Below are 18386 nucleotides of genomic sequence, written 5' to 3'. Positions count from 1 at the left end.
AAAATGGGGTATAATGCGTGCAAATTTTTCAGGCTGTGAAAGTAGTGTAAACAGGGAAAGTAATATGACGGATATGCAAGACAAAGGCTTAATCGCCTATGAAAATGGTGATTTTGAAACTGCGTTTGCTGAATGGAAAATCTTGGCGGACGAAGATAATGCGCAGGCTTGCCACAATTTAGCGATTTTGTATGGCACGGGCAAAGGCGTGGCGGAAAATCCAAAATTGGCCAAACATTGGTGTGAAAGAGCTGCATTGTTGGGTGATGTGCACGCGCAAACGCATTTAGGGTATTTATGCGCCCACGATGGGGAAGCTGAACAAGCTGTACATTGGTGGAAAAAAGCGGCGGATGTGGGTGATGCAGATGCGCAAAATCAGTTGGGTTTAGCGTATTTTATGGGTGCGGGTGTGAAACAGGATAATGAAATGGCTGCTGATTGGTTTGAAGCGGCGGCGATACAAGATTATCCTGAAGCACAATTTAATTTTGGTGTGGTGTATGCCAATGCACGTCGTTTTGAGCATGCTAAACATTGGTGGACAAAGGCTGCGGCATTGGGTGATGAAAATGCACAAAATGCGTTGAAACAATTGGAAGACGCAAATATTTGAGTTATTTTGCAGGCTGCCTATTTATTTTAGGTAGCCTGAAATTTTTGCAAAATCTGACCTACAAATTTTCAAGCAGCCTGAAACCTTTGTAAAACTCTATTTCTTTAACTTTTTTGAAAAATAAATTTCTTAAAATTCAAAAAATTAAAATTTTTAAATACCAAATTTTAAGAGTTTTGCAAAGGTTTCAGCCTAAATATAGTGGATTCAATTTAAATCAGGATAAGGCGACAGTGACTGCCGTGTACACATAGTACATAATGGAGCTGGCAACGCTGTACTGGTTTAAATTGAATTCACTATAGATTTTGCAAAGGTTTCAAACTACCTATTTCTAGCGTATTTCTTTGCAATGCTGTCACTTTGAATGTCCTGCGAATTTAGGGTTGTGTAAAGATTTTGGTATAAAAATATAATAATTATCTTTTATAAATTATTTGATAAAAATCAAAATAAATAGTACATTTATTGTGATAGACTTTATACTCTACAAAATGAAATTTTAATTCAATGGAGATAAAGTTGATGAAATACAATAAATTATTATTAGCAGGCAGTATGATTTTGCTTGCTGTTCCTGCATTTTCAAAACCTGTAGAAGTTAGTATAGGTGCGGAACGTTATCGTGAAACATATCGCGAATATACCAATGGTACAGAACGATTTATGCAACAGCGCGGAAATTTGAATTCAATCACAGGGGCAATTAAATATCGGTTGAATGATACTCACGCAGTTAAACTTGAAACCAGATATTCCAAAGGGAAAATTGATTATACGGGTGGTATGAATGGCGATGAGGAAAATCCAGAAGGAACACCTTATGGTTCTGTGATACAAAAAAATGTTCCTCGTCAATCATATGATATACGTTCAATGTATGAGTATACGCATCCTATTAAAGATGATATTACAGGTATATTTGAGACGGGATTGGGTTATCGTGTCTTGCGTGATTTAAACACTCGTTTAGATCCGGAAGATTACGATAGAAAAAATAAAACGGTTTATGCTCACATTGGAGCGGGTTTGCAAATTCAGTTACCTAAAAATCATTTTATTACTCCCAAAATTGCTTATAATCACGGCATATATGGTCAGCAAATTTCTTATTTAGAAGAAACGGAAAAAATGAAACAACGTAATGCCAAAGGATTGGAAGTAGAAATTCCAGTTTCTAAACAGCTTAATAATGGTAGCAAATTGAGTATTGGTCCATTCTATCGTGGTTGGAAAGTGTTTGATTCGGATTCAATCATTAAAGAAGTTGTCGCAGATGATGGTAGTAAACTCAAAAGTGAAAGTCTAGAACCTAAAAATTATACACATGAAATTGGGGTAAAATTGCAATACACGTTCTAATAATCTGTATTTGCGAGAGTTATCACCAAAATTAAGTCATTAATCTTACGATTTGAAATTGAATAGGCAGCCTGAAACTATTTTCAGGCTGCCTATTTCGTTTACAATACTGTTTTTTTATTATTGATACAGACAAATACCATGAATTTGAAACCATATTCCAAACCCACTTGTTCCGAACGCGCCAAAATCGCATTTCATTATGTTTTACCACAACTGGCAGTAACACGATTGGCAGGTTGGTTTGCCGAGAAAAAATGGGGTGGTGCAACGCATTTTGTTATCAAACAATTTGCAGCTGCATATAAAATTAACTGGGATGAAGCAAAAAAATCTCAACCTTCTGATTTTGAAACATTTAACGAATTTTTCACGCGTGAACTAAAAGAAGGTATGCGTCCAATTTGTGTAGGCGAAAACGAATTGGCGTTACCTGCCGATGGTCGCGTGAGTGAAGGTGGGAAAGTTGCTAGCAATTTGTTGTTGCAAGCCAAAGGACATTTTTTTACGCTGGAAGATTTGTTGGCTGGTGATACAGAATTAGTGGCACAATTTAACAATGGCACATTTTTAACAACTTATTTGTCGCCACGCGATTATCATCGTGTACATATGCCATGTGATGGTGTGTTGCGCAAAATGATTTATGTGTCGGGCGAATTATTTTCCGTGAATCCATTTTTGGCACAACATGTTCCCAACTTGTTTGCGCGCAACGAACGTGTGATTTGTGTGTTTGATACGGCATTTGGCGCAATGGTACAAGTTTTGGTTGGTGCAACAGTTACAGCGAGTATGCGCACAGTATGGCATGGCGTGGTTAATCCGCCGCGTGAAAAAGGCGTGCGTGTGTGGGATTATCCTACAGAGGGCGATGGCGCAATTCGTTTAGCAAAAGGTGCGGAGATGGGCGCATTTTTGCTGGGTTCCACCGTCATTAATTTGTTCCCAGCTAATACGGTTGAATTAGATGCTCGTTTGGTAGCGGGTGCCAGCACGAAAATGGGCGAAGTGTTGGGAACATTGACTACATAAAATAAAGGTTTGAATAATATAAATGACAGCGTAGCGGTGTCGTTTTCAGTTTGTTTTCCCTCGAATTTAACAATTTTTCTGAAAAAACAACATCGCAGTGCTGTCATTTAGCCCCTAGTTATTCAAGATAAAAAATAAGATTTAGGTGGCCAAAATCGTCTTATTTTATTTTTCTAACTAATACCTTTTTGCCAATTGATACTTAAAATTTATACAAGTTTCGTGGTGTGTAGCCTCTATACAATATTTAACACAAGTTTCACTTATAATTTGTTGTTTAATCATCATGTTAAATAAAGGAATATTATGTACGATAATACGCAGCGTTATGGTCTGATTAGCCGTTTTTTCCATTGGTCAATGGCTTTGGGATTCTCTTTTTTATTATTAACAGTCATTTTATGGACAATAGACGAAGCATATTTTAGTCTCATGGCTTATCATAAATCCGTTGGTTTTTTGATGATGGTTTTGGTTATTATGCGCGCGATTTGGGCTGTATTAAATTGGACAAAACGTCCGCATGGTAATTTGCTGGTTAAACTTGGACATTTGGGATTGTATGTTTTGATGATTGCTGTGCCATTAGTTGCTTTGTTACGTCAATATGGTACAGGTAGAAGTCCATTAAGTGTTTTTGGAATGAATGTGATGGATAAGGCCACTGATAAAATTGAATGGATGGGGCAACTGGGTAATGCAGCGCATGGTAAATTAGGTTTTGCATTATTTGCTTTAGCAGTTGGACATATCGGCTTTGCGGTTTATCATCAAATAAAAGGTGAAAAAATCATGAACCGTATGGTGGGTAAATAATTGATCACTATTAGAGGCTTGAAATTTATAAAACTTAAAATTATAGGTTAAATTCTTGAATCCAACATTTCTTATATTTAATAACTATTTGTTCTAATTTAAAAAAATATCGGATATGGATATACACACTACGAGTTTTCAGGTTGCCTGAATAGATTGTGCAAAAGTTTCAGGCTTATAAGAATGAGGGCGCGATGTTGCATTTCAACTCTGTGCCCTCATTCTTATAGTGGATTCAATTTAAATCAGGACAAGGCGACAGTGACCGCTGTGTACACCTAGTACATAAGGGAGCTGGCAACGCTGTACTGGTTTAAATTGAATTCACTATACAAAAATCAACCGTGAACACATTATCATTCCCTTTTATCTTTAAAATTCTAATCATTTCAGTAATAGCACCTTGCATTCATGATTTTTTAATAATGTGAAGCCAATGAAAAAAATCCAGCCAAAAACCAAAAATAAAGGGTGAGAGAAATCAATATTTTGCCTATTCTCTTATGGCGAGAAATCCCAAAACCACCAATTATCAATAAAATAACAAAAATGAGCAGGCAGCCTGAAACCAATTGAATGTATGTCCTATCTCGTGGGAAACAGCAAAATACGCCTACTACACCACTCGCTAACCACAGGGGTGCGGCTGGTAACATTAATAACATGGTCAGTAAATGTGGTATGGTAATATATTTCAACCAAGATTTTGTTTCATTAGATAATTTCATTTTTCAGGCTGCCTGAAAATATGGATGCAATTTTTCAACCTTTTTTTGCTCATTTATCGCCCTGTTTGGCAGCAAGTTGATAATATTCCTGTGCTTTAAACGCGATTATGGCATGGAAAAGCCTTATTTTGTATCAAATTGTGCCAACACCGCCCGTTGCGCTGCTGACATTTCGCGCACGGCTGGCACATGAATTTCGCCGTCCACAGGATTGGCATTCAGTCGTGCATAGCCACGCAGTACATCTTCTTCGGCAACATCATGAATATTTGGAAAAAAATTGTGCAAGCGATATACTTCCACCACAAAACCGTGTGCTTTTGCCAAATCAATCAAGGTGTAACAGGTTTTGGCTTTTTGATTAGGATTGGCATTGATGATTAAAATATCGCGCTGCGGTTCACGTTTGCCCAGCGCAAAGGCTTCGTTTTGTCGGATTTGATTGATTTTGTGAGCGGCTGCAAATTGTTCAAAATCAAAATGATAGTTGCCATGTTCATCGGTTAGAGCATGGTCGTTGTCTATGTGAACGATGTGTGCATGAGGATAATCGCGTTGGAATTGGGCGATTTGTTGTGCGGCAAAAGTAGATTTGCCCGAGCCTTCGTGTCCGCGTAAAAGTATGAATTTTTGCATATTTTTTTATTAAAAATTGGTTTCAGGCAGCCTGAAAAACAATTTTCCGTGCCCATAAGTACAAAAATAAAAATGGCAATGAAATCAGCAATAATCCTCCCCATAATTCACGCCAAATCTGTTTTTCATGCGCGTTATACCACGCCAATGTTTGCTCACGCGACCATAATATTTTATCGCCAACTTGTACCGAAACGATACGCGCTCGTTCTGGTTCATTGTTTTCCAAAATGTAGTGGATTTGGGCGTGTTGATTGGCATATTGAAAAATATTGCGGCATAAAAAAGGGCGATTGTAATAGCAGTCAAATCGCATTTCATTGAAAACAAAATAAGTTTTACGGTATTTTGGGCTGCCAGTTTCCAAAATGGTTTGGGGTATGCTGCCTGAAATGGATAAGGTTTTGTTGGCAAGAATATCTTGTTTTTCTTGATTATATTCAAAATCCATTGCCAATAATCCACTTAACAATAAAGCACAAGTTGCGCTTATCCACCATTGTTGTCTCAATTTTTTTAAAAAGATGAAACTGAACAAGAGTGCATAGTAAAAGATAAGCAGCCAATTGATTTCAAAGAAAATATCTGCAAAAGGCACAACCAAATTTAATAAGAAGAAATGGCTCAATTCGTTTTTATCGATTCCTTCTGTACCTGTAATCGCGTCCGTCAAAATCAAAGCAATCACAAAACTGGCCACTGAAAATGGAACCAAATGACCCAATGCAACAATGCCAATATATTGTGTGTAAAAAAATGGCACAATCCCGCCAATCAAGGTGGCAATGGGAAAAAGTTTGTGGCATTTATTCATCTGTCGTCTCTAAAATTATGTTTTCAGGCTGCCTGAAAGTTGGGTTCATATATTTCAATATGAATACATGGGTCAATATCTACTGTGCGATAATCCCACACCCACCATTCCCATTTCCACCACCAGTCGGGGTCATCAGGATAGGATTGTTGGCACATTTCAAAAGTGGGATATTCACGGCGAAACGCGGCAACAAATTCTTCTGCCGATTGTGTGTAATGGGGAAAGGGAGGCAGTTGTCCCAATAAGGCATTATTCGGGATTTGTACCATCGTAACGCTACCATCGTGGATAATTTCCAGTAAAAAATCACAGAATTTATCTAGTGTTTCGGTTTGTTTAAAAGAATATTGGTAATAATCACAATAAGATATAAAAATATCTTTTAAATCAACACAGTAATATAATATTTCATATTTATCTTGATTGCTTATCATTCTACAATCCTTTCAGGCTGCCTGAAAAATCACATCAATGCCAAAGCATTCAAACATTTTTCGCGCAGACCATTTTGCGGTGTCAGCGTTAAATTGGGCAATTCCAAAGTGTAGGGCGCACCCAATTTATCCGCTTGCAACACGCGATAGGTCAGCAAACTTGCCAATTTATCAATCGGTGTACCTTGTGGATAATCACGGTAAGAAATGATTTCGCTGTGTTGGCTCGGTGGTGGTTCATCAAACACTTTGTCCATCAATTCGCCGCGTTTGGCGTACACTTTCCACGCGATGTGCTGCAAACTTGCGCCGTCCTGATGATTTTTCAAATAAGCAATGTCATCGCCGTGTGCGCCTGCTTGTTGCGATGTTTGTTCTTCATCGGGCAAAGCGGCTGTACCAAAATCATTGTGTGGCAAAGGCGCAGCAAACGCTACCGCCACCGATTGCCACGCTAAACGACATTCGGCGTGAAATAAACCAAATGGCGCGGATGTTGCCCATCTTAATAACAATGGCTGCGGAAAATAGCCGCGTTGCATAATCGGAATGTGCCATGTGAATGTGTGCTGATTATTTTTTGGCAGGCTGCCTGAAATATCCGCTCGCTGCCATGCCGTTAATTGACTGGCATCATCTTCATCTATGATTTCGGCATATTCGCCACGCCACCACACAACACGCGAACGTGTGCCGCCGTTCATTTTTATCAACACATCTGCGGTTTGTCCCGCAAATACTTCATCGGAAAAATCCAAATGAACGTGCAAACCGAGCAATTGTCGCCATGTCAGCAACGCCGCTACGCCAATAAATCCGAGCACCCAAAAACACACGGCATACGCGACATTGACTTGATAATTCGCCGCGCCAATCCAAATCGCCACGCTCAACGCCAATAAAGAAAGGCATAATTTGGTTGGACGCAATGAAACGTGTCGTCCTGTAAAAGTACCATCTTGTGTAATGGTGAGAATTTCTTTGTTTTTCCATAAATTTATCATTAAGTTATCCTATTTTTTATTAGGCAGCCTGAAATATTAGCAACCATATTTTTCAGGCTGCCTATCACAATTGATGCTGCTTTTTATGATTCTGTTTGAATCGCTGCACGCGGTACTCGCACCAAATCCCAATGCGCCACCGTCCACGCCAATAAATCGCGCACATTGTCCACTTCTGGCGCAGGCGGCACATTCAAATAAGTCATCACTTGGCGCAACAGCATTTCTTTTTGTTCACAATCCAAAGCAGGCGCCAGCGTTTGTTTAGACCATTTTTGTCCCAAACGATTAAGCAATAAAGGTAAATGTGCATATTGCGGCGTGGGCAGATTCAAGCAATGCTGCAAATAAATCTGGCGCGGCGTGGAAACCAATAAATCTTGTCCGCGCACAATATGCGTGATGCCTTGTGCCGCATCGTCCACCACCACCGCCAATTGGTACGCCCAAAATCCATCGGCACGCTGCAACACAAAATCGCCAATATCACGCGCCAATTGCTGCGCGTATCGCCCGACAATCGCATCATCAAATGCCAGTATTTCATCGCTTACTTTTATGCGCCATGCAGGCTGTTTATCCGCATCTGTTTCAGGCAGCCTGAAAATATTTTCACGACACGCGCCGTTGTACACAAAACCATCCACACCCATACTTGCCGCTGCATGCCAATCCTTGCGACTGCAATAACAAGGATACGCCAAACCACGATTTTTCAGGCTGCCCAACGCATCGGCATACAAATCATGACGCTGACTTTGATACACCACTTCGCCGTCCCACTCAAAACCAAAGGTTTCCAATGTCCGCAAAATATGCGCCGCCGCACCGTCCATTTCACGCGGCGGGTCAAGGTCTTCCATGCGTACCAACCATTTGCCACCGTGCGCGCGTGCATCAGCATAACTTGCCAACGCGGTGAGCAAAGAACCAATGTGCAACAAACCCGTTGGGCTGGGGGCAAAACGTCCGATGTACATTTTTTCAGGCTGCCTTATTTTGTGGAAAATAAACAAATTATAACTTTTCAGGCTGCCTTTTGATACAAATATAAAACCGTTATAATTCTTTTTTTTTGACTAAAAGGCAGCCTGAAAATGCTACTCGCGCTTTCTTTACAAGATTTTGTGATTGTAGAAAAACTGAATTTAAACTTTCAAAATGGATTTACCGTGCTAACAGGCGAAACAGGCGCAGGCAAATCCATTACGCTGGATGCGCTCGCGCTGCTGCTGGGCGATAAGGCGGATTACAGCCAAGTACGCAATGGCGCAAAAGAAGCGCAGTTGTCGGCATTGTTTGATGTATCTGAACTGCCTGATTTGCAACAGGAATTGTGTGAACAAGGTTTATTGTCGGAACAGGAAACGGAATTGTCCATTCGCCGCATTATTGACGCGAAAGGCAAAAGCCGCAGTTTTATCAATAATCAGGCAGCGACTTTGGCGCAATTAAAGGCAGTAGGCTCGCAATTAATTGATATTCATGGGCAAAATGCACATCATTCGCTGAATCAGGAAACGGCGCAACGGCAATTATTGGATGCATTTTCAGGCAGCCTGAATCTGGTTGAGCAAACGAAAACAGATTATCAAGCATGGCAAAACGCCAAACGCGCACTTACCGCCGCGCAAACGCAAGCGGAAAATTTGGCGATTGAACGCGAGCGTTTAGAGTGGCAATTCAATGAGTTAGAGCAATTAAATTTAGAAACAGGTGAGTGGGAAACGCTGAATCAGTCGCACGACAGTTTGGCGAATGCGGCGGAATTGTTGCAGGCGGCTGGCGAAGCGCAAGAAATCATTGATAACGATGATAGTGGAATTTTGCGTATGGTGCATCGTTGTCAGCGCGTATTGGGACGATTGAGTGAAGTGGAACCGCGTTTTGCTGAAAGTTTGGCAATGCTCGATAGCATAGAAGCTGAGTTAAGCGAAGTGTCGCATTTGGTGGGCGATGTGTTGAGTGATGTGGAAATCAATCCCAATGAATTAGCGGCAAAGGAAGAACGTTTGCAAGAATTGATGTCGGCAGCAAGAAAATATCGTGTTGAACCTGAAATGCTGCCTGAAAAATTAGCAGAAATTCAGGCTGCCTTACTGGATTTGGAAGCCGCTGCGGATATTGATGCGCTGCAAAAACAAGTGGCGCAAGCGGAAGCGGCGTATATGGAAACCGCACAAAAACTATCCGCCAAACGCCATAAAGCTGCTGCAAAACTAGCCAAAGAAACCACTGAACACATGCAAGGTTTGGCGATGAAAGGGGCAAAATTCCACATTGAATTATTGCCTGCCAGCCCTGCGGCGCATGGTTTGGAGCAGGTGCAATATCAGGTGGCGGCAAATAAGGGCAGCCAGTTACGTCCATTAAACAAGGTAGCTTCGGGTGGAGAATTGGCACGGATTAGTTTGTCTATTCAAGTGGTTACCAGTCAATACACGCAAGTGCCAACTTTGATTTTTGACGAGGTGGACACGGGTATTGGCGGTGGTGTAGCGGAAACGGTGGGGCGCGCATTGCGCACATTGGGCAACAAACATCAGGTGTTGGCAGTAACACATTTGCCACAGGTAGCGGCGTGTGGCGAACATCATTGGCAGGTTGCGAAACACAGCGATGAAGAGCAAACGGTTAGTGAAATCAAAGTATTGGATTCGGATTCGCGTGTTGATGAATTGGCGCGTATGCTAGGCGGCGAGAAAATTACCGATACGACACGCACACATGCAAAAGAAATGTTGGATTTAGCGGCGAAATAAAATAAAGGCAGCCTGAAACCTTTGTATAGTGAATTCAATTTAAACCAGTACAGCGTTGCCAGCTCTCTTACTATGAGTACACGGTGGTCGCTGTCGCCTTGTCCTGATTTAAATTGAATCCACTATAAAATCTTTTCAGGCAGCCTGAAAATCATTCCACCCACAAGCCACGATGGTCAGATTGTCCCCATTTCATGGTTTGCACTTGTACTGTTTCACGCGCTAATACATGGTCAATATTCAGCCCAAATGTTCGCCAAGTAAGCCACCAATTAGGCGTTTGCGGCGCAATATTTGCGGTACGAACAAATTGACGAAACACAGGAGAAAATGGACTGGTATTTAAATCGCCTACCACTAAAATCTTATTTTCACGCGCAATTTTAGGTGCAATTTCGGCTAAATATTCGGCTCGTGATTGAGCCAATTCACGGTTAATCGGTGGTTGCGGATGCAACGCGTACACCACACGCCCAGCTTGTTCTGCACGGATATATGGATAATCGCCGACAAAATGTACAGTACACGATTGCCAAGTTTGTGTGCTCCACACTGCCAAGGCAAACGGACTATCAGATTGATATTCACAACCATGCGGCAAGGCATCATGTAATTTTTGCCAACGCGCATCGTTCAAATCAATTTCTGCCAATGCCACTATTTGTGGTTGATATGCCAAAATCTGCTCGGTTTCGCTCAATGGTTCATCGTTGTTTAAATTGACGTTGTACCAAATCATGCGCCAACTGTTTGCTGCATTATGATGATGGCTAGATGGTGTAAATAAGAAAATCAAGCAAATAATCAAACAGATGCTCCACAAACCGCGCCATATTTTTCCACGCGCCCAAATCGTTGCCAACGCAAATAGTAGTGCGTAATGCGGCACAAAATGGCTGAACAATTCGGCAAACCAATGGATTTTTCCCAATAATTGTCCGACAAGAAACGCGAGTAATGCCAAAATTGCCAAGAAATGGAAACGTTTACTGAAAAAATTTTGCATGATTGTATGAGAACCTGTATTCATAATCTTCATAGCTCGCTTTTATCGCCACTTCATACGACTACTGCATTGGTTTTTCACGCCAATAGTCCCGATATTGGCATGAAAATCCGCCTTGTATTCGCCATGAATTGTCAATAAAATCAAGCTATCAATCTTACGAATACAGGTTCTGAAAATCGTAATTTTCAGGCTGCCTTTTTACAACCACAACCATGCCCAGACATTGCGTCCTTCGCCTGTGAGCAAAGTGTAGGTGCGACAAGCAGCGGCGGTGTTCATACATTCTATGCCGATGCCGTATTGAGCGATTTGTGCCACGATAGATGGCGACAAAAATTGTTGTTGCGAGCCTGTGCCGACCAATAATACGTCCGCGCCTTGATTGAGGGCAGCCTGAAAATCTTCGGGGCGTAAATCGTGTGGCGTAGCAGCGCAAATGGTTTGCACGCCTGTCGGTTGAATGCAAATAGCTTGTGTGTAAGCTATGTCGTTGATGACGATTTCGTTGCTGGAAATGCTGTTAATTTGCGGTACATTTTGGCTGGTTAATTCATTGAATTGCATCGTTTTTACTTTGATTGGAACATTGTATTTGTTTATCAATTTTCAGGCAGCCTGAAAACTAGACCAACGCGCACGCATCATCACACAAAACAGCTTGTGCACCAACTGCCAGCCATTTTTTGCCCCAGCGTTCACATAATGTAGCTGGTGCGCATACCACAATCGGTTGTGCTGCGCCATCTTGCAAGATACGTTCCACCGCGTGTGCCATTTCATCGTCCGCCACGCGCCAAATAAACACATCGGCATCCAAGGCAGCCTGAAACTGCGCCACATTGTCCACAATAATCCATACACTATTTTTTTCAGGTTGCCTTGTTAAATTGCGCCATTCATCATAATGCAGCCACACATTTTGATGCGTGATTTCTGCCAAATGATGTGGCACAACACGGTATTCGCCCAGCGTATTGTGTCCGACCAACCCCGTTTTCAGGCTGCCTGAAAATTGCGTAGGAATCGCCAAAGCATTGAGCAAAGCCGTATTGGCAGGCAACATCGGCGATACGTTCAAATCGCCAGCACGCTGCCATGCCCATTGTTGTTGTTCCCGCGCTTGCAATTCGCCGCGCCATTCGTGCGCTTGCACCCGAAAAAAACGCAAATGCACCTGCGCGTGTTCATATTGATGAAATTTCGCCAACCATGGCGTTGCACTTTGAATGTCAATACCTAATTCTTCGGCAAATTCGCGTTGCAGCGCGGCAAATTCGCTTTCGCCCGCTTCCACTTTTCCGCCCGCAAATTCCCAATAACCTGCGTACGGTTTGCCAGCGGGGCGCGATGACAACAAAAATTCGCCGCTCTCATTGTATAAAATACCTGCAACCACATGAATTATGGGTGGCATATTGATGTCCTTTCTGTTTTCAGGCTGCCTGATAATACCCACGCGGCGCGTGCCAAACGTTGCGCCACATTATCAAAATGTCCACCCTGATTGATTTCAAAATAAACAGGTAAATCATATTGTTGCCATAATTTAACCGTATATTCAGTAGCGATTTGCACTTGCGCCATACGCTGATTGTGCGTGTTGGCCTCTTGGTCGCCCAGCGAAAAATAAATCGCGCGTGGCAACTGCGCTGGCGTGTTTTTTGCCGCAAAATCCGACCAGCCATCAAACCACAAACTGCCCGAAACGCAGGCAATCGCATCAAAAAATGGCTGCGTATAAGCCCCATACATTGCCATTAAACCTGCCAATGAATAAGCCAAAATCCCACGATAGGCAGCCTGAAAACCACATTGTTGTTCAATTTGCGGCACGATTTGTGTCAGCAAATGAGCATAATATTCGGCAGCATTGCCACCAAAATCTGCTCCTTTTTTAAACAAACGAGGTGCCGCCCATGGCGTGAAATGACGCTCCCAGTCGCGTTCAAAAATCGCCACAACAATATGATGAGGCAATAATTGCGCCAAATTTTGTGCTTCGGTTAAATTATCAGGAAAAGTGTACCAAACAAGGTTTTCAGGCTGCCTTTCGGTCGGCAAAAAAACGCTGATTTCGGTTTCATTGATGATGAAATGCTGCATTAAATTTATCCCTTATCCAACCAAATCACACTAACCATGCGCCCCGTTTGTCCATCGCGGCGATACGAGAAAAACGTGTCGCGCTCCAACACCGTGCAATGTTCGCCTCCAAAAATCTGGTTCACGCCTTCACGCTGCAAAATCAGTCGTGCCAAAAAATAAATATCTGCCAAATACTTACCGCCACCAATCGCTTGAAACGCGGATTCTGCTGGCGGCAAATCGGTAACAAACGCATCAAACACATCTTGTCCCACTTCAAATGCTTCTGCTCCAATAGCAGGTGCAAAATATGCCATGATTTCAATCGGTTCTACGCCCATTGCCGCCACCGTGTTTTGCAATACGCCATTGGCTAAACCGCGCCACCCTGCGTGCGCCGCTGCCACCACCGTGCCTGCGCGGTCGCAAAATAATACGGGCAAACAATCCGCTGTCATCACGGCACACGCCACCGTGCCTGTGTTGTCCCACGAAGCATCGGCATTTTGTGGCGTATGCACGCTATCGCTGGCTTGCACTACGTCTGCGCTGTGGATTTGGTTTAAATATGCCAATGGAACAGGGACTTGCGTTTGCACAATGGCGCGATTTTGCACGACATGGTCGGGATTATCGCCAACATGTGCGCCCAAATTCAGGCTGCGATACACGCCTTCACTCACGCCACCATTGCGCGTGCTTATCAATGTTTTGACATGGCGCGGCGCGTTCCAGTCGGCAGCAAAAAAGCTGCCTGTGATGGGCTGGGGAAGATGAATGGCTTGATTGAGTGTGTGGTGCGACATGGTGTGCTTTCTGTTTTTAATGTGATGTATAGTCGTTTAAAATAAAAATAATACGGCGTTACCAGCTCCCTTATATACTCGGTGTACACGGCGGTCGCTGTTGCCTTGTCTTATTTCTATTTTAAACGACTATAAATACTGTGGATATAAATGCAGCCTGAAAAAATCAACGTTTTTCTATTGCCAAAAAAATCGGCGGACAATTATCTTGATTGATAAATTCGTATTTCGCCACGCGATATTCTGCATAAGGAAGTTGCGTGGCGAAATCTAACACGGCGGCGGTTTCGGGTTTACCTTGCTCGTGTCCGTGATACAAGGCGGCGAGCAATAATCCGCGCGGTTTGAGCAAGGATAAGGCAGCCTGAAACGCGGCAATGCTGTTTTCAGGCTGCGTGGTAATATTCGGGTTGCCGTGTGGCAAATAGCCGAGATTAAATACGGCGGCGGCAAGTGTTTGTGAGATAAATTCGTTGGCGCGTTCGTGTCCTGCCAAAATCAATTTGGCGCGATGTTGTACGCCGTGTTGTTGCAAGCGTGCGGCGGTATTTTGTATCGCTTGTTCTTGTATATCAAAGGCATATACGCAGCCTGAATCGCCGACTAATTGCGCCAATAATAGGGTGTCGTTGCCGTTGCCTGCGGTGCCGTCTAATACGCAATCGCCTGTGCGAACGTGGCGACGGAGTAAATCGTGAATCAAATTAAGCGCGGTGGGTAGGGGCATTTTTCAGGCTGCCTTTCGGTATTGAACAATAAAATATGTCATCAATTTGCGCATCGTTGCAATGGATAAATGAGATTGTTTTCAGGCTGCCTTACAGTACACGACAAAAATAGTTGTGCTGCCTGAAACCTGTCCCTTCTCCCGCTGGCTGGGGAGGGGACAGATTGGTGGCAATCCCAAAAATTGTCATGTACTGAAAGGCTACCTAATTATAGTAAATTAAAATAAGAAATCTGCTTCATTGCCCACGCCCTTATGTACTATTTGTACACGGTGAGCGCGGTCGCCTTGCATCTTTCTTATTTTACTTCGCTAATATTGCAAGGCAGCCTGAAATTATTATAAACCCAGTTCATTCAAGAAACGAATGTCGTCAGCCCAGCCCGATTTTACTTTCACCCAAACTTTCAAATACACTTTGCAATCAAACAGTTTTTCCATGTCCAAACGCGCTTCGGTGGAGATTTTTTTCAGCTTTTCGCCACCTTTGCCGATGACGATGGGCTTTTGATTTTCTTTGTCCACCAACACGGCGATGTAGATGTGGTTCATGCCATTTTCTTCTTTAAATTGTTCCACTTCCACATTCATGGCGTAGGGCAATTCTTCGCCCAAATAGCGGAACAGTTTTTCGCGCACAATCTCCATCGCCAAAAAGCGGCTGGATTTGTCGGTAACCATGTCTTCGGGGTACATTGGCACGCTTTCAGGCAGCATGGGGCGCAAAGTCGCCAACAAATTCACAATCCGCAAACCGTGTTTCGCGCTCACCACTTCCACTTCGGCAAAGTCAAATTCTTGTTTGACCTCATCAATAAATTGATTGAGCGCGAATTTGTCTTTCGCTTTGTCCTTGTCAATTTTGTTTACAACCAGCACAACTGGCGTGTTTTTTGGCAACTGTTTCAACACCGTGCGGTCGGCTTCCGTGAAACGCATGGCTTCAATCACAAAGGCAATCACGTCCACGCCACTCATCGCTTCGGTTACGTTCAAATTCAGGCGGTCGTTCAAGGCGTTGCGGTGGTCGGTTTGAAAACCGGGGGTGTCCACAAACACGAATTGCGCGGTGTCATCGGTGTGGATGCCCGTTACTTTGTGGCGCGTGGTTTGCGCTTTTTTGCTGGTAATGCTGATTTTTTGCCCGATTAAATGGTTCATCAGCGTGGATTTACCCACGTTCGGGCGACCCACAATCGCAATAAAACCGCAATGGTAGCCCTGTGCGGCGTTTTGTTCTTGCGCCAAAAAGGTTTCTATATCCATGTTTTTTCTTTCTTAAATTTCATTCTATATGGTTTGGATTAATAAATCTTCTACTTATGTTGGAAAATGTCGGATACAGGGTCGGATTCAATTTCCTAATCAACTGGATGGATAATGCATTTTATCCATATGGTTGGGTGCTCGTTGTTTACGCAGTTTTACAATATGTATGACCATAATTGTTTTAATACAAAATATTTTATTTCAGGCAGCCTGAAAAAAATGAACATGGTGTAGGTGTATAGTATAAAACTGCGTGGGCAGTGAATGCTATTTATTGTTTTCTGTTTTTGCTTTCCAAATGTAATAGCCATTCACGCATACCAAAAAGGCATTGAGCAAGGCAACAGGATAAGTGCCAATAATCAATCCATAGACAACAAAACAAGCTGCACCACTGGCATTCACTAAACGGAGTTTAATCACATCTTTTAATAGAAATGATGCTGCAACTAATGTTGTGGCAATATAACCTAAAACTTCAATCATCGTTTTTTTCCTTTCAAAAATGAAGATGCCATTATTTTACGCTTTTTCAGGCTGCCTGAAATTGTTGTCGCACAAAAAATGATAGAATTGCAGCATTTTAATCAGAAAAAAACAGGAACACTCCATGAATCCAAATGAAATTGAACGCGATAGTATGCAATACGATGTCGTGATTGTCGGCGCAGGTGTGGCAGGTTTATCTGCTGCGATTAAATTGAAGCAACTCGCTATCGCACAACAACGCGAAATCAGTGTGTGTGTTTTGGAAAAAGGCAGCGAAGTGGGTGCGCATGTTTTATCTGGCGCAGTAATTGACCCGATTGCGCTGGAAGAATTGTTCCCCGATTGGCGTGAGATGGGTGCTCCACTCACACGCAGCGTTAGCGAAGACCGTGTATTATTTTTGACTGCCAATCAATCTTTCAAATTGCCCGCACCACCAAGTTTTCATAATGTTGGTAATTACATTATCAGTTTGGGTGTGTTGTGCAAATGGTTGGCAGAGCAAGCGGAAAATTTGGGCGTGGAAATTTACGCAGGTTTCGCGGCAACAGAATTGTTGTATCACGCCGATGGCAGCCTGAAAGGTGTGGCAACGGGCAATATGGGCATTGGCAAAGATGGTTTGCCTACGGATAATTTTCAGGCTGGCATAGAATTGCATGCGCAACAAACTTTGTTTGCCGAAGGTGCACGCGGTTCTTTGAGCGAACAAATCATCAAACAATTCGCGCTAGACCGCGATAGTCAAGCGCAAACCTATGGCATTGGTATCAAAGAAGTCTGGGAAGTGTCGTCCGAACAATGCCAAGCAGGTTTGGTGATGCATACAGCAGGTTACCCTTTGGATATGCGTACTTATGGCGGTTCATTTGTGTACCATTTGGATAATAATCAAATTGCCATTGGTTTGGTGATTGGTTTGGACTATCAAAATCCGTATTTATCGCCATTTGATGAGTTCCAACGTTTCAAATTGCACCCCGATATTCGCAAAATGTTAGAAGGCGGTCGCCGCATCGCTTATGGTGCGCGCGCTTTGGTGGAAGGTGGTTTGCAAAGTTTGCCACGTTTAACATTTGCGGGTGGCGCATTGATTGGCGATGGCGCAGGATTTGTGAATGTGCCACGCATCAAAGGCATTCACACGGCAATGAAATCTGCCATGTTAGCAGCTGAGGCCGTATTTGCTATATTGGAAGATTTGGGCGATAGGCAGCCTGAAAGCAGCAAACAAGCACATAATTTACAATATTTGTTTGAAAATAGTTGGTTATACCGAGAATTACATGAAGTTCGCAATGTGCGCCCAGCCTTTAAATGGGGGCTGATTCCTGCGATGATTTATACCGCATTGGAACAATACGTTTTGCATGGACGCGGTTTTTGGACACTAAAACATCATGGTACCGATGCAGGTAGCCTGAAAAAAGCAGCGGATTGCCAACCGATTGCTTATCCGAAACCCGATGGCAAAATCACTTTTGACCGCATGAGTAGCGTATTTTTAGCCAATGTGTCGCACGAAGAAAATCAGCCCGTGCATCTGCATTTGAAATATCCACGTTTAGCGATTGATGTAAATCACACCGAATACGCCAGCCCCGAAACGCGTTATTGCCCTGCTGGTGTGTATGAAATCGTGCAAGAAAATGGTGCGCCACAGCTGCAAATCAATGCGGCAAACTGCGTGCATTGCAAAACCTGCGATATTAAAGACCCCACGCAGAATATTGTCTGGACGTGTCCAGAAGGGGGGAGTGGGCCTAATTATTCCACAATGTAAATGTTATT

20 protein-coding genes are annotated in these 18386 nt (G+C 42.9%); 6 read left to right on the top strand and 14 right to left on the bottom strand.

Translation table 11 applies throughout. The features are described 5' to 3' along the window. Positions 1-64 precede the first annotated feature (64 nt). The 4 genes from MIS45_RS06745 to MIS45_RS06730 all read left to right on the top strand — a co-directional run bounded on the left by MIS45_RS06745 (position 65) and on the right by MIS45_RS06730 (position 3829). Positions 65-616, top strand: coding sequence for a tetratricopeptide repeat protein (locus MIS45_RS06745; RefSeq protein WP_249449969.1), 552 nt, complete (start codon positions 65-67; stop codon positions 614-616). Between the two features lie 525 nt (positions 617-1141). Then, complete coding sequence (locus MIS45_RS06740) at positions 1142-1978, top strand: porin family protein (protein WP_249449968.1); 837 nt, start codon at positions 1142-1144, stop codon at positions 1976-1978. Positions 1979-2119: 141 nt separating this feature from the next. After that, entirely contained in the window at positions 2120-3013 is an 894-nt protein-coding gene (asd, locus tag MIS45_RS06735) for an archaetidylserine decarboxylase (RefSeq protein ID WP_249449967.1), read from the top strand. Positions 3014-3319: 306 nt separating this feature from the next. Then, the gene (locus MIS45_RS06730; protein ID WP_249449966.1) at positions 3320-3829 is read left to right on the top strand and encodes a cytochrome b; all 510 of its coding nucleotides are present in this window, start codon (positions 3320-3322) and stop codon (positions 3827-3829) included. A gap of 419 nt (positions 3830-4248) precedes the next feature. Here the strand turns inward: MIS45_RS06730 and MIS45_RS06725 are convergent, their stop codons facing one another. The 6 genes from MIS45_RS06725 to gluQRS all read right to left on the bottom strand — a co-directional run bounded on the left by MIS45_RS06725 (position 4249) and on the right by gluQRS (position 8428). Continuing rightward, positions 4249-4557, bottom strand: coding sequence for a hypothetical protein (locus MIS45_RS06725; protein WP_249449965.1), 309 nt, complete (start codon positions 4555-4557; stop codon positions 4249-4251). Between the two features lie 123 nt (positions 4558-4680). After that, positions 4681-5193 carry a hypothetical protein gene (locus tag MIS45_RS06720; RefSeq protein ID WP_249449964.1) on the bottom strand — a complete coding sequence of 171 codons (513 nt, stop codon included), beginning with the start codon at positions 5191-5193 and terminating at the stop codon, positions 4681-4683. Positions 5194-5215: 22 nt separating this feature from the next. Then, positions 5216-6007, bottom strand: coding sequence for a hypothetical protein (locus tag MIS45_RS06715; protein WP_249449963.1), 792 nt, complete (start codon positions 6005-6007; stop codon positions 5216-5218). A 23-nt stretch (positions 6008-6030) separates the two neighbouring features. Beyond that, positions 6031-6444 (bottom strand): hypothetical protein, encoded by a 414-nt coding sequence (locus tag MIS45_RS06710; RefSeq protein ID WP_249449962.1) that lies wholly within the window; start codon positions 6442-6444, stop codon positions 6031-6033. Positions 6445-6473: 29 nt separating this feature from the next. Next, positions 6474-7448, bottom strand: coding sequence for a DUF58 domain-containing protein (locus MIS45_RS06705; RefSeq protein WP_249449961.1), 975 nt, complete (start codon positions 7446-7448; stop codon positions 6474-6476). An 83-nt stretch (positions 7449-7531) separates the two neighbouring features. Continuing rightward, positions 7532-8428, bottom strand: coding sequence for a tRNA glutamyl-Q(34) synthetase GluQRS (gene gluQRS, locus MIS45_RS06700; RefSeq protein WP_249451348.1), 897 nt, complete (start codon positions 8426-8428; stop codon positions 7532-7534). Positions 8429-8545: 117 nt separating this feature from the next. On the opposite strand from gluQRS, the gene recN reads away from it, so the two are divergent. Next, positions 8546-10210 (top strand): DNA repair protein RecN, encoded by a 1665-nt coding sequence (gene recN, locus MIS45_RS06695; protein WP_249449960.1) that lies wholly within the window; start codon positions 8546-8548, stop codon positions 10208-10210. A 151-nt stretch (positions 10211-10361) separates the two neighbouring features. Here recN and MIS45_RS06690 read toward each other — a convergent pair whose 3' ends face one another. The 8 genes from MIS45_RS06690 to MIS45_RS06655 all read right to left on the bottom strand — a co-directional run bounded on the left by MIS45_RS06690 (position 10362) and on the right by MIS45_RS06655 (position 16592). Beyond that, on the bottom strand, positions 10362-11216 hold the full coding sequence (locus tag MIS45_RS06690) for an endonuclease/exonuclease/phosphatase family protein (protein WP_249449959.1): 855 nt from the start codon (positions 11214-11216) through the stop codon (positions 10362-10364). A gap of 201 nt (positions 11217-11417) precedes the next feature. Beyond that, positions 11418-11783: an Mth938-like domain-containing protein gene (locus MIS45_RS06685; RefSeq protein WP_249441889.1), complete on the bottom strand. Its 366-nt coding sequence runs from the start codon at positions 11781-11783 to the stop codon at positions 11418-11420. Positions 11784-11841: 58 nt separating this feature from the next. Then, positions 11842-12633 (bottom strand): NUDIX domain-containing protein, encoded by a 792-nt coding sequence (locus MIS45_RS06680; protein WP_249449958.1) that lies wholly within the window; start codon positions 12631-12633, stop codon positions 11842-11844. Then, positions 12621-13322, bottom strand: coding sequence for an alpha/beta hydrolase (locus MIS45_RS06675; RefSeq protein ID WP_249449957.1), 702 nt, complete (start codon positions 13320-13322; stop codon positions 12621-12623). The genes MIS45_RS06680 and MIS45_RS06675 overlap by 13 nt, the downstream gene beginning before the upstream one ends. Positions 13323-13327: 5 nt before the next feature. After that, on the bottom strand, positions 13328-14110 hold the full coding sequence (gene pgeF, locus MIS45_RS06670; protein ID WP_249449956.1) for a peptidoglycan editing factor PgeF: 783 nt from the start codon (positions 14108-14110) through the stop codon (positions 13328-13330). Positions 14111-14276: 166 nt separating this feature from the next. Next, entirely contained in the window at positions 14277-14837 is a 561-nt protein-coding gene (gene mnmM / locus MIS45_RS06665; RefSeq protein WP_249449955.1) for a tRNA 5-(aminomethyl)-2-thiouridylate-methyltransferase MnmM, read from the bottom strand. 339 nt (positions 14838-15176) lie between these two features. Continuing rightward, positions 15177-16103 carry a GTPase Era gene (gene era, locus MIS45_RS06660; protein ID WP_249449954.1) on the bottom strand — a complete coding sequence of 309 codons (927 nt, stop codon included), beginning with the start codon at positions 16101-16103 and terminating at the stop codon, positions 15177-15179. Between the two features lie 270 nt (positions 16104-16373). Further along, positions 16374-16592 (bottom strand): YgjV family protein, encoded by a 219-nt coding sequence (locus tag MIS45_RS06655; RefSeq protein WP_249445298.1) that lies wholly within the window; start codon positions 16590-16592, stop codon positions 16374-16376. Between the two features lie 124 nt (positions 16593-16716). Here MIS45_RS06655 and MIS45_RS06650 point away from each other — a divergent pair, with 124 nt between their 5' ends. Beyond that, a complete protein-coding gene (locus MIS45_RS06650; RefSeq protein ID WP_249449953.1) occupies positions 16717-18378 on the top strand; it encodes an electron transfer flavoprotein-ubiquinone oxidoreductase in 1662 nt (553 codons plus the stop codon). Positions 18379-18386: the final 8 nt, after the last annotated feature.

Source organism: Wielerella bovis (assembly GCF_022354465.1).
In the GTDB taxonomy this organism is placed as follows: Bacteria; Pseudomonadota; Gammaproteobacteria; order Burkholderiales; family Neisseriaceae; genus Wielerella; species Wielerella bovis.
This window is presented reverse-complemented; position numbering and strand designations above follow the sequence as displayed.

Excerpts from the sequence above, each read along its gene's own strand:
- MIS45_RS06745 (WP_249449969.1), top strand. The coding sequence starts at position 65 with ATGACGGATATGCAAGACAAAGGCTTAATCGCCTATGAAAATGGTGAT.
- MIS45_RS06740 (WP_249449968.1), top strand. The coding sequence starts at position 1,142 with ATGAAATACAATAAATTATTATTAGCAGGCAGTATGATTTTGCTTGCT.
- asd (WP_249449967.1), top strand. The coding sequence starts at position 2,120 with ATGAATTTGAAACCATATTCCAAACCCACTTGTTCCGAACGCGCCAAA.
- MIS45_RS06730 (WP_249449966.1), top strand. The coding sequence starts at position 3,320 with ATGTACGATAATACGCAGCGTTATGGTCTGATTAGCCGTTTTTTCCAT.
- MIS45_RS06725 (WP_249449965.1), bottom strand. The coding sequence starts at position 4,557 with ATGAAATTATCTAATGAAACAAAATCTTGGTTGAAATATATTACCATA.
- MIS45_RS06720 (WP_249449964.1), bottom strand. The coding sequence starts at position 5,193 with ATGCAAAAATTCATACTTTTACGCGGACACGAAGGCTCGGGCAAATCT.
- MIS45_RS06715 (WP_249449963.1), bottom strand. The coding sequence starts at position 6,007 with ATGAATAAATGCCACAAACTTTTTCCCATTGCCACCTTGATTGGCGGG.
- MIS45_RS06710 (WP_249449962.1), bottom strand. The coding sequence starts at position 6,444 with ATGATAAGCAATCAAGATAAATATGAAATATTATATTACTGTGTTGAT.
- MIS45_RS06705 (WP_249449961.1), bottom strand. The coding sequence starts at position 7,448 with ATGATAAATTTATGGAAAAACAAAGAAATTCTCACCATTACACAAGAT.
- gluQRS (WP_249451348.1), bottom strand. The coding sequence starts at position 8,428 with ATGTACATCGGACGTTTTGCCCCCAGCCCAACGGGTTTGTTGCACATT.
- recN (WP_249449960.1), top strand. The coding sequence starts at position 8,546 with ATGCTACTCGCGCTTTCTTTACAAGATTTTGTGATTGTAGAAAAACTG.
- MIS45_RS06690 (WP_249449959.1), bottom strand. The coding sequence starts at position 11,216 with ATGCAAAATTTTTTCAGTAAACGTTTCCATTTCTTGGCAATTTTGGCA.
- MIS45_RS06685 (WP_249441889.1), bottom strand. The coding sequence starts at position 11,783 with ATGCAATTCAATGAATTAACCAGCCAAAATGTACCGCAAATTAACAGC.
- MIS45_RS06680 (WP_249449958.1), bottom strand. The coding sequence starts at position 12,633 with ATGCCACCCATAATTCATGTGGTTGCAGGTATTTTATACAATGAGAGC.
- MIS45_RS06675 (WP_249449957.1), bottom strand. The coding sequence starts at position 13,322 with ATGCAGCATTTCATCATCAATGAAACCGAAATCAGCGTTTTTTTGCCG.
- pgeF (WP_249449956.1), bottom strand. The coding sequence starts at position 14,110 with ATGTCGCACCACACACTCAATCAAGCCATTCATCTTCCCCAGCCCATC.
- mnmM (WP_249449955.1), bottom strand. The coding sequence starts at position 14,837 with ATGCCCCTACCCACCGCGCTTAATTTGATTCACGATTTACTCCGTCGC.
- era (WP_249449954.1), bottom strand. The coding sequence starts at position 16,103 with ATGGATATAGAAACCTTTTTGGCGCAAGAACAAAACGCCGCACAGGGC.
- MIS45_RS06655 (WP_249445298.1), bottom strand. The coding sequence starts at position 16,592 with ATGATTGAAGTTTTAGGTTATATTGCCACAACATTAGTTGCAGCATCA.
- MIS45_RS06650 (WP_249449953.1), top strand. The coding sequence starts at position 16,717 with ATGAATCCAAATGAAATTGAACGCGATAGTATGCAATACGATGTCGTG.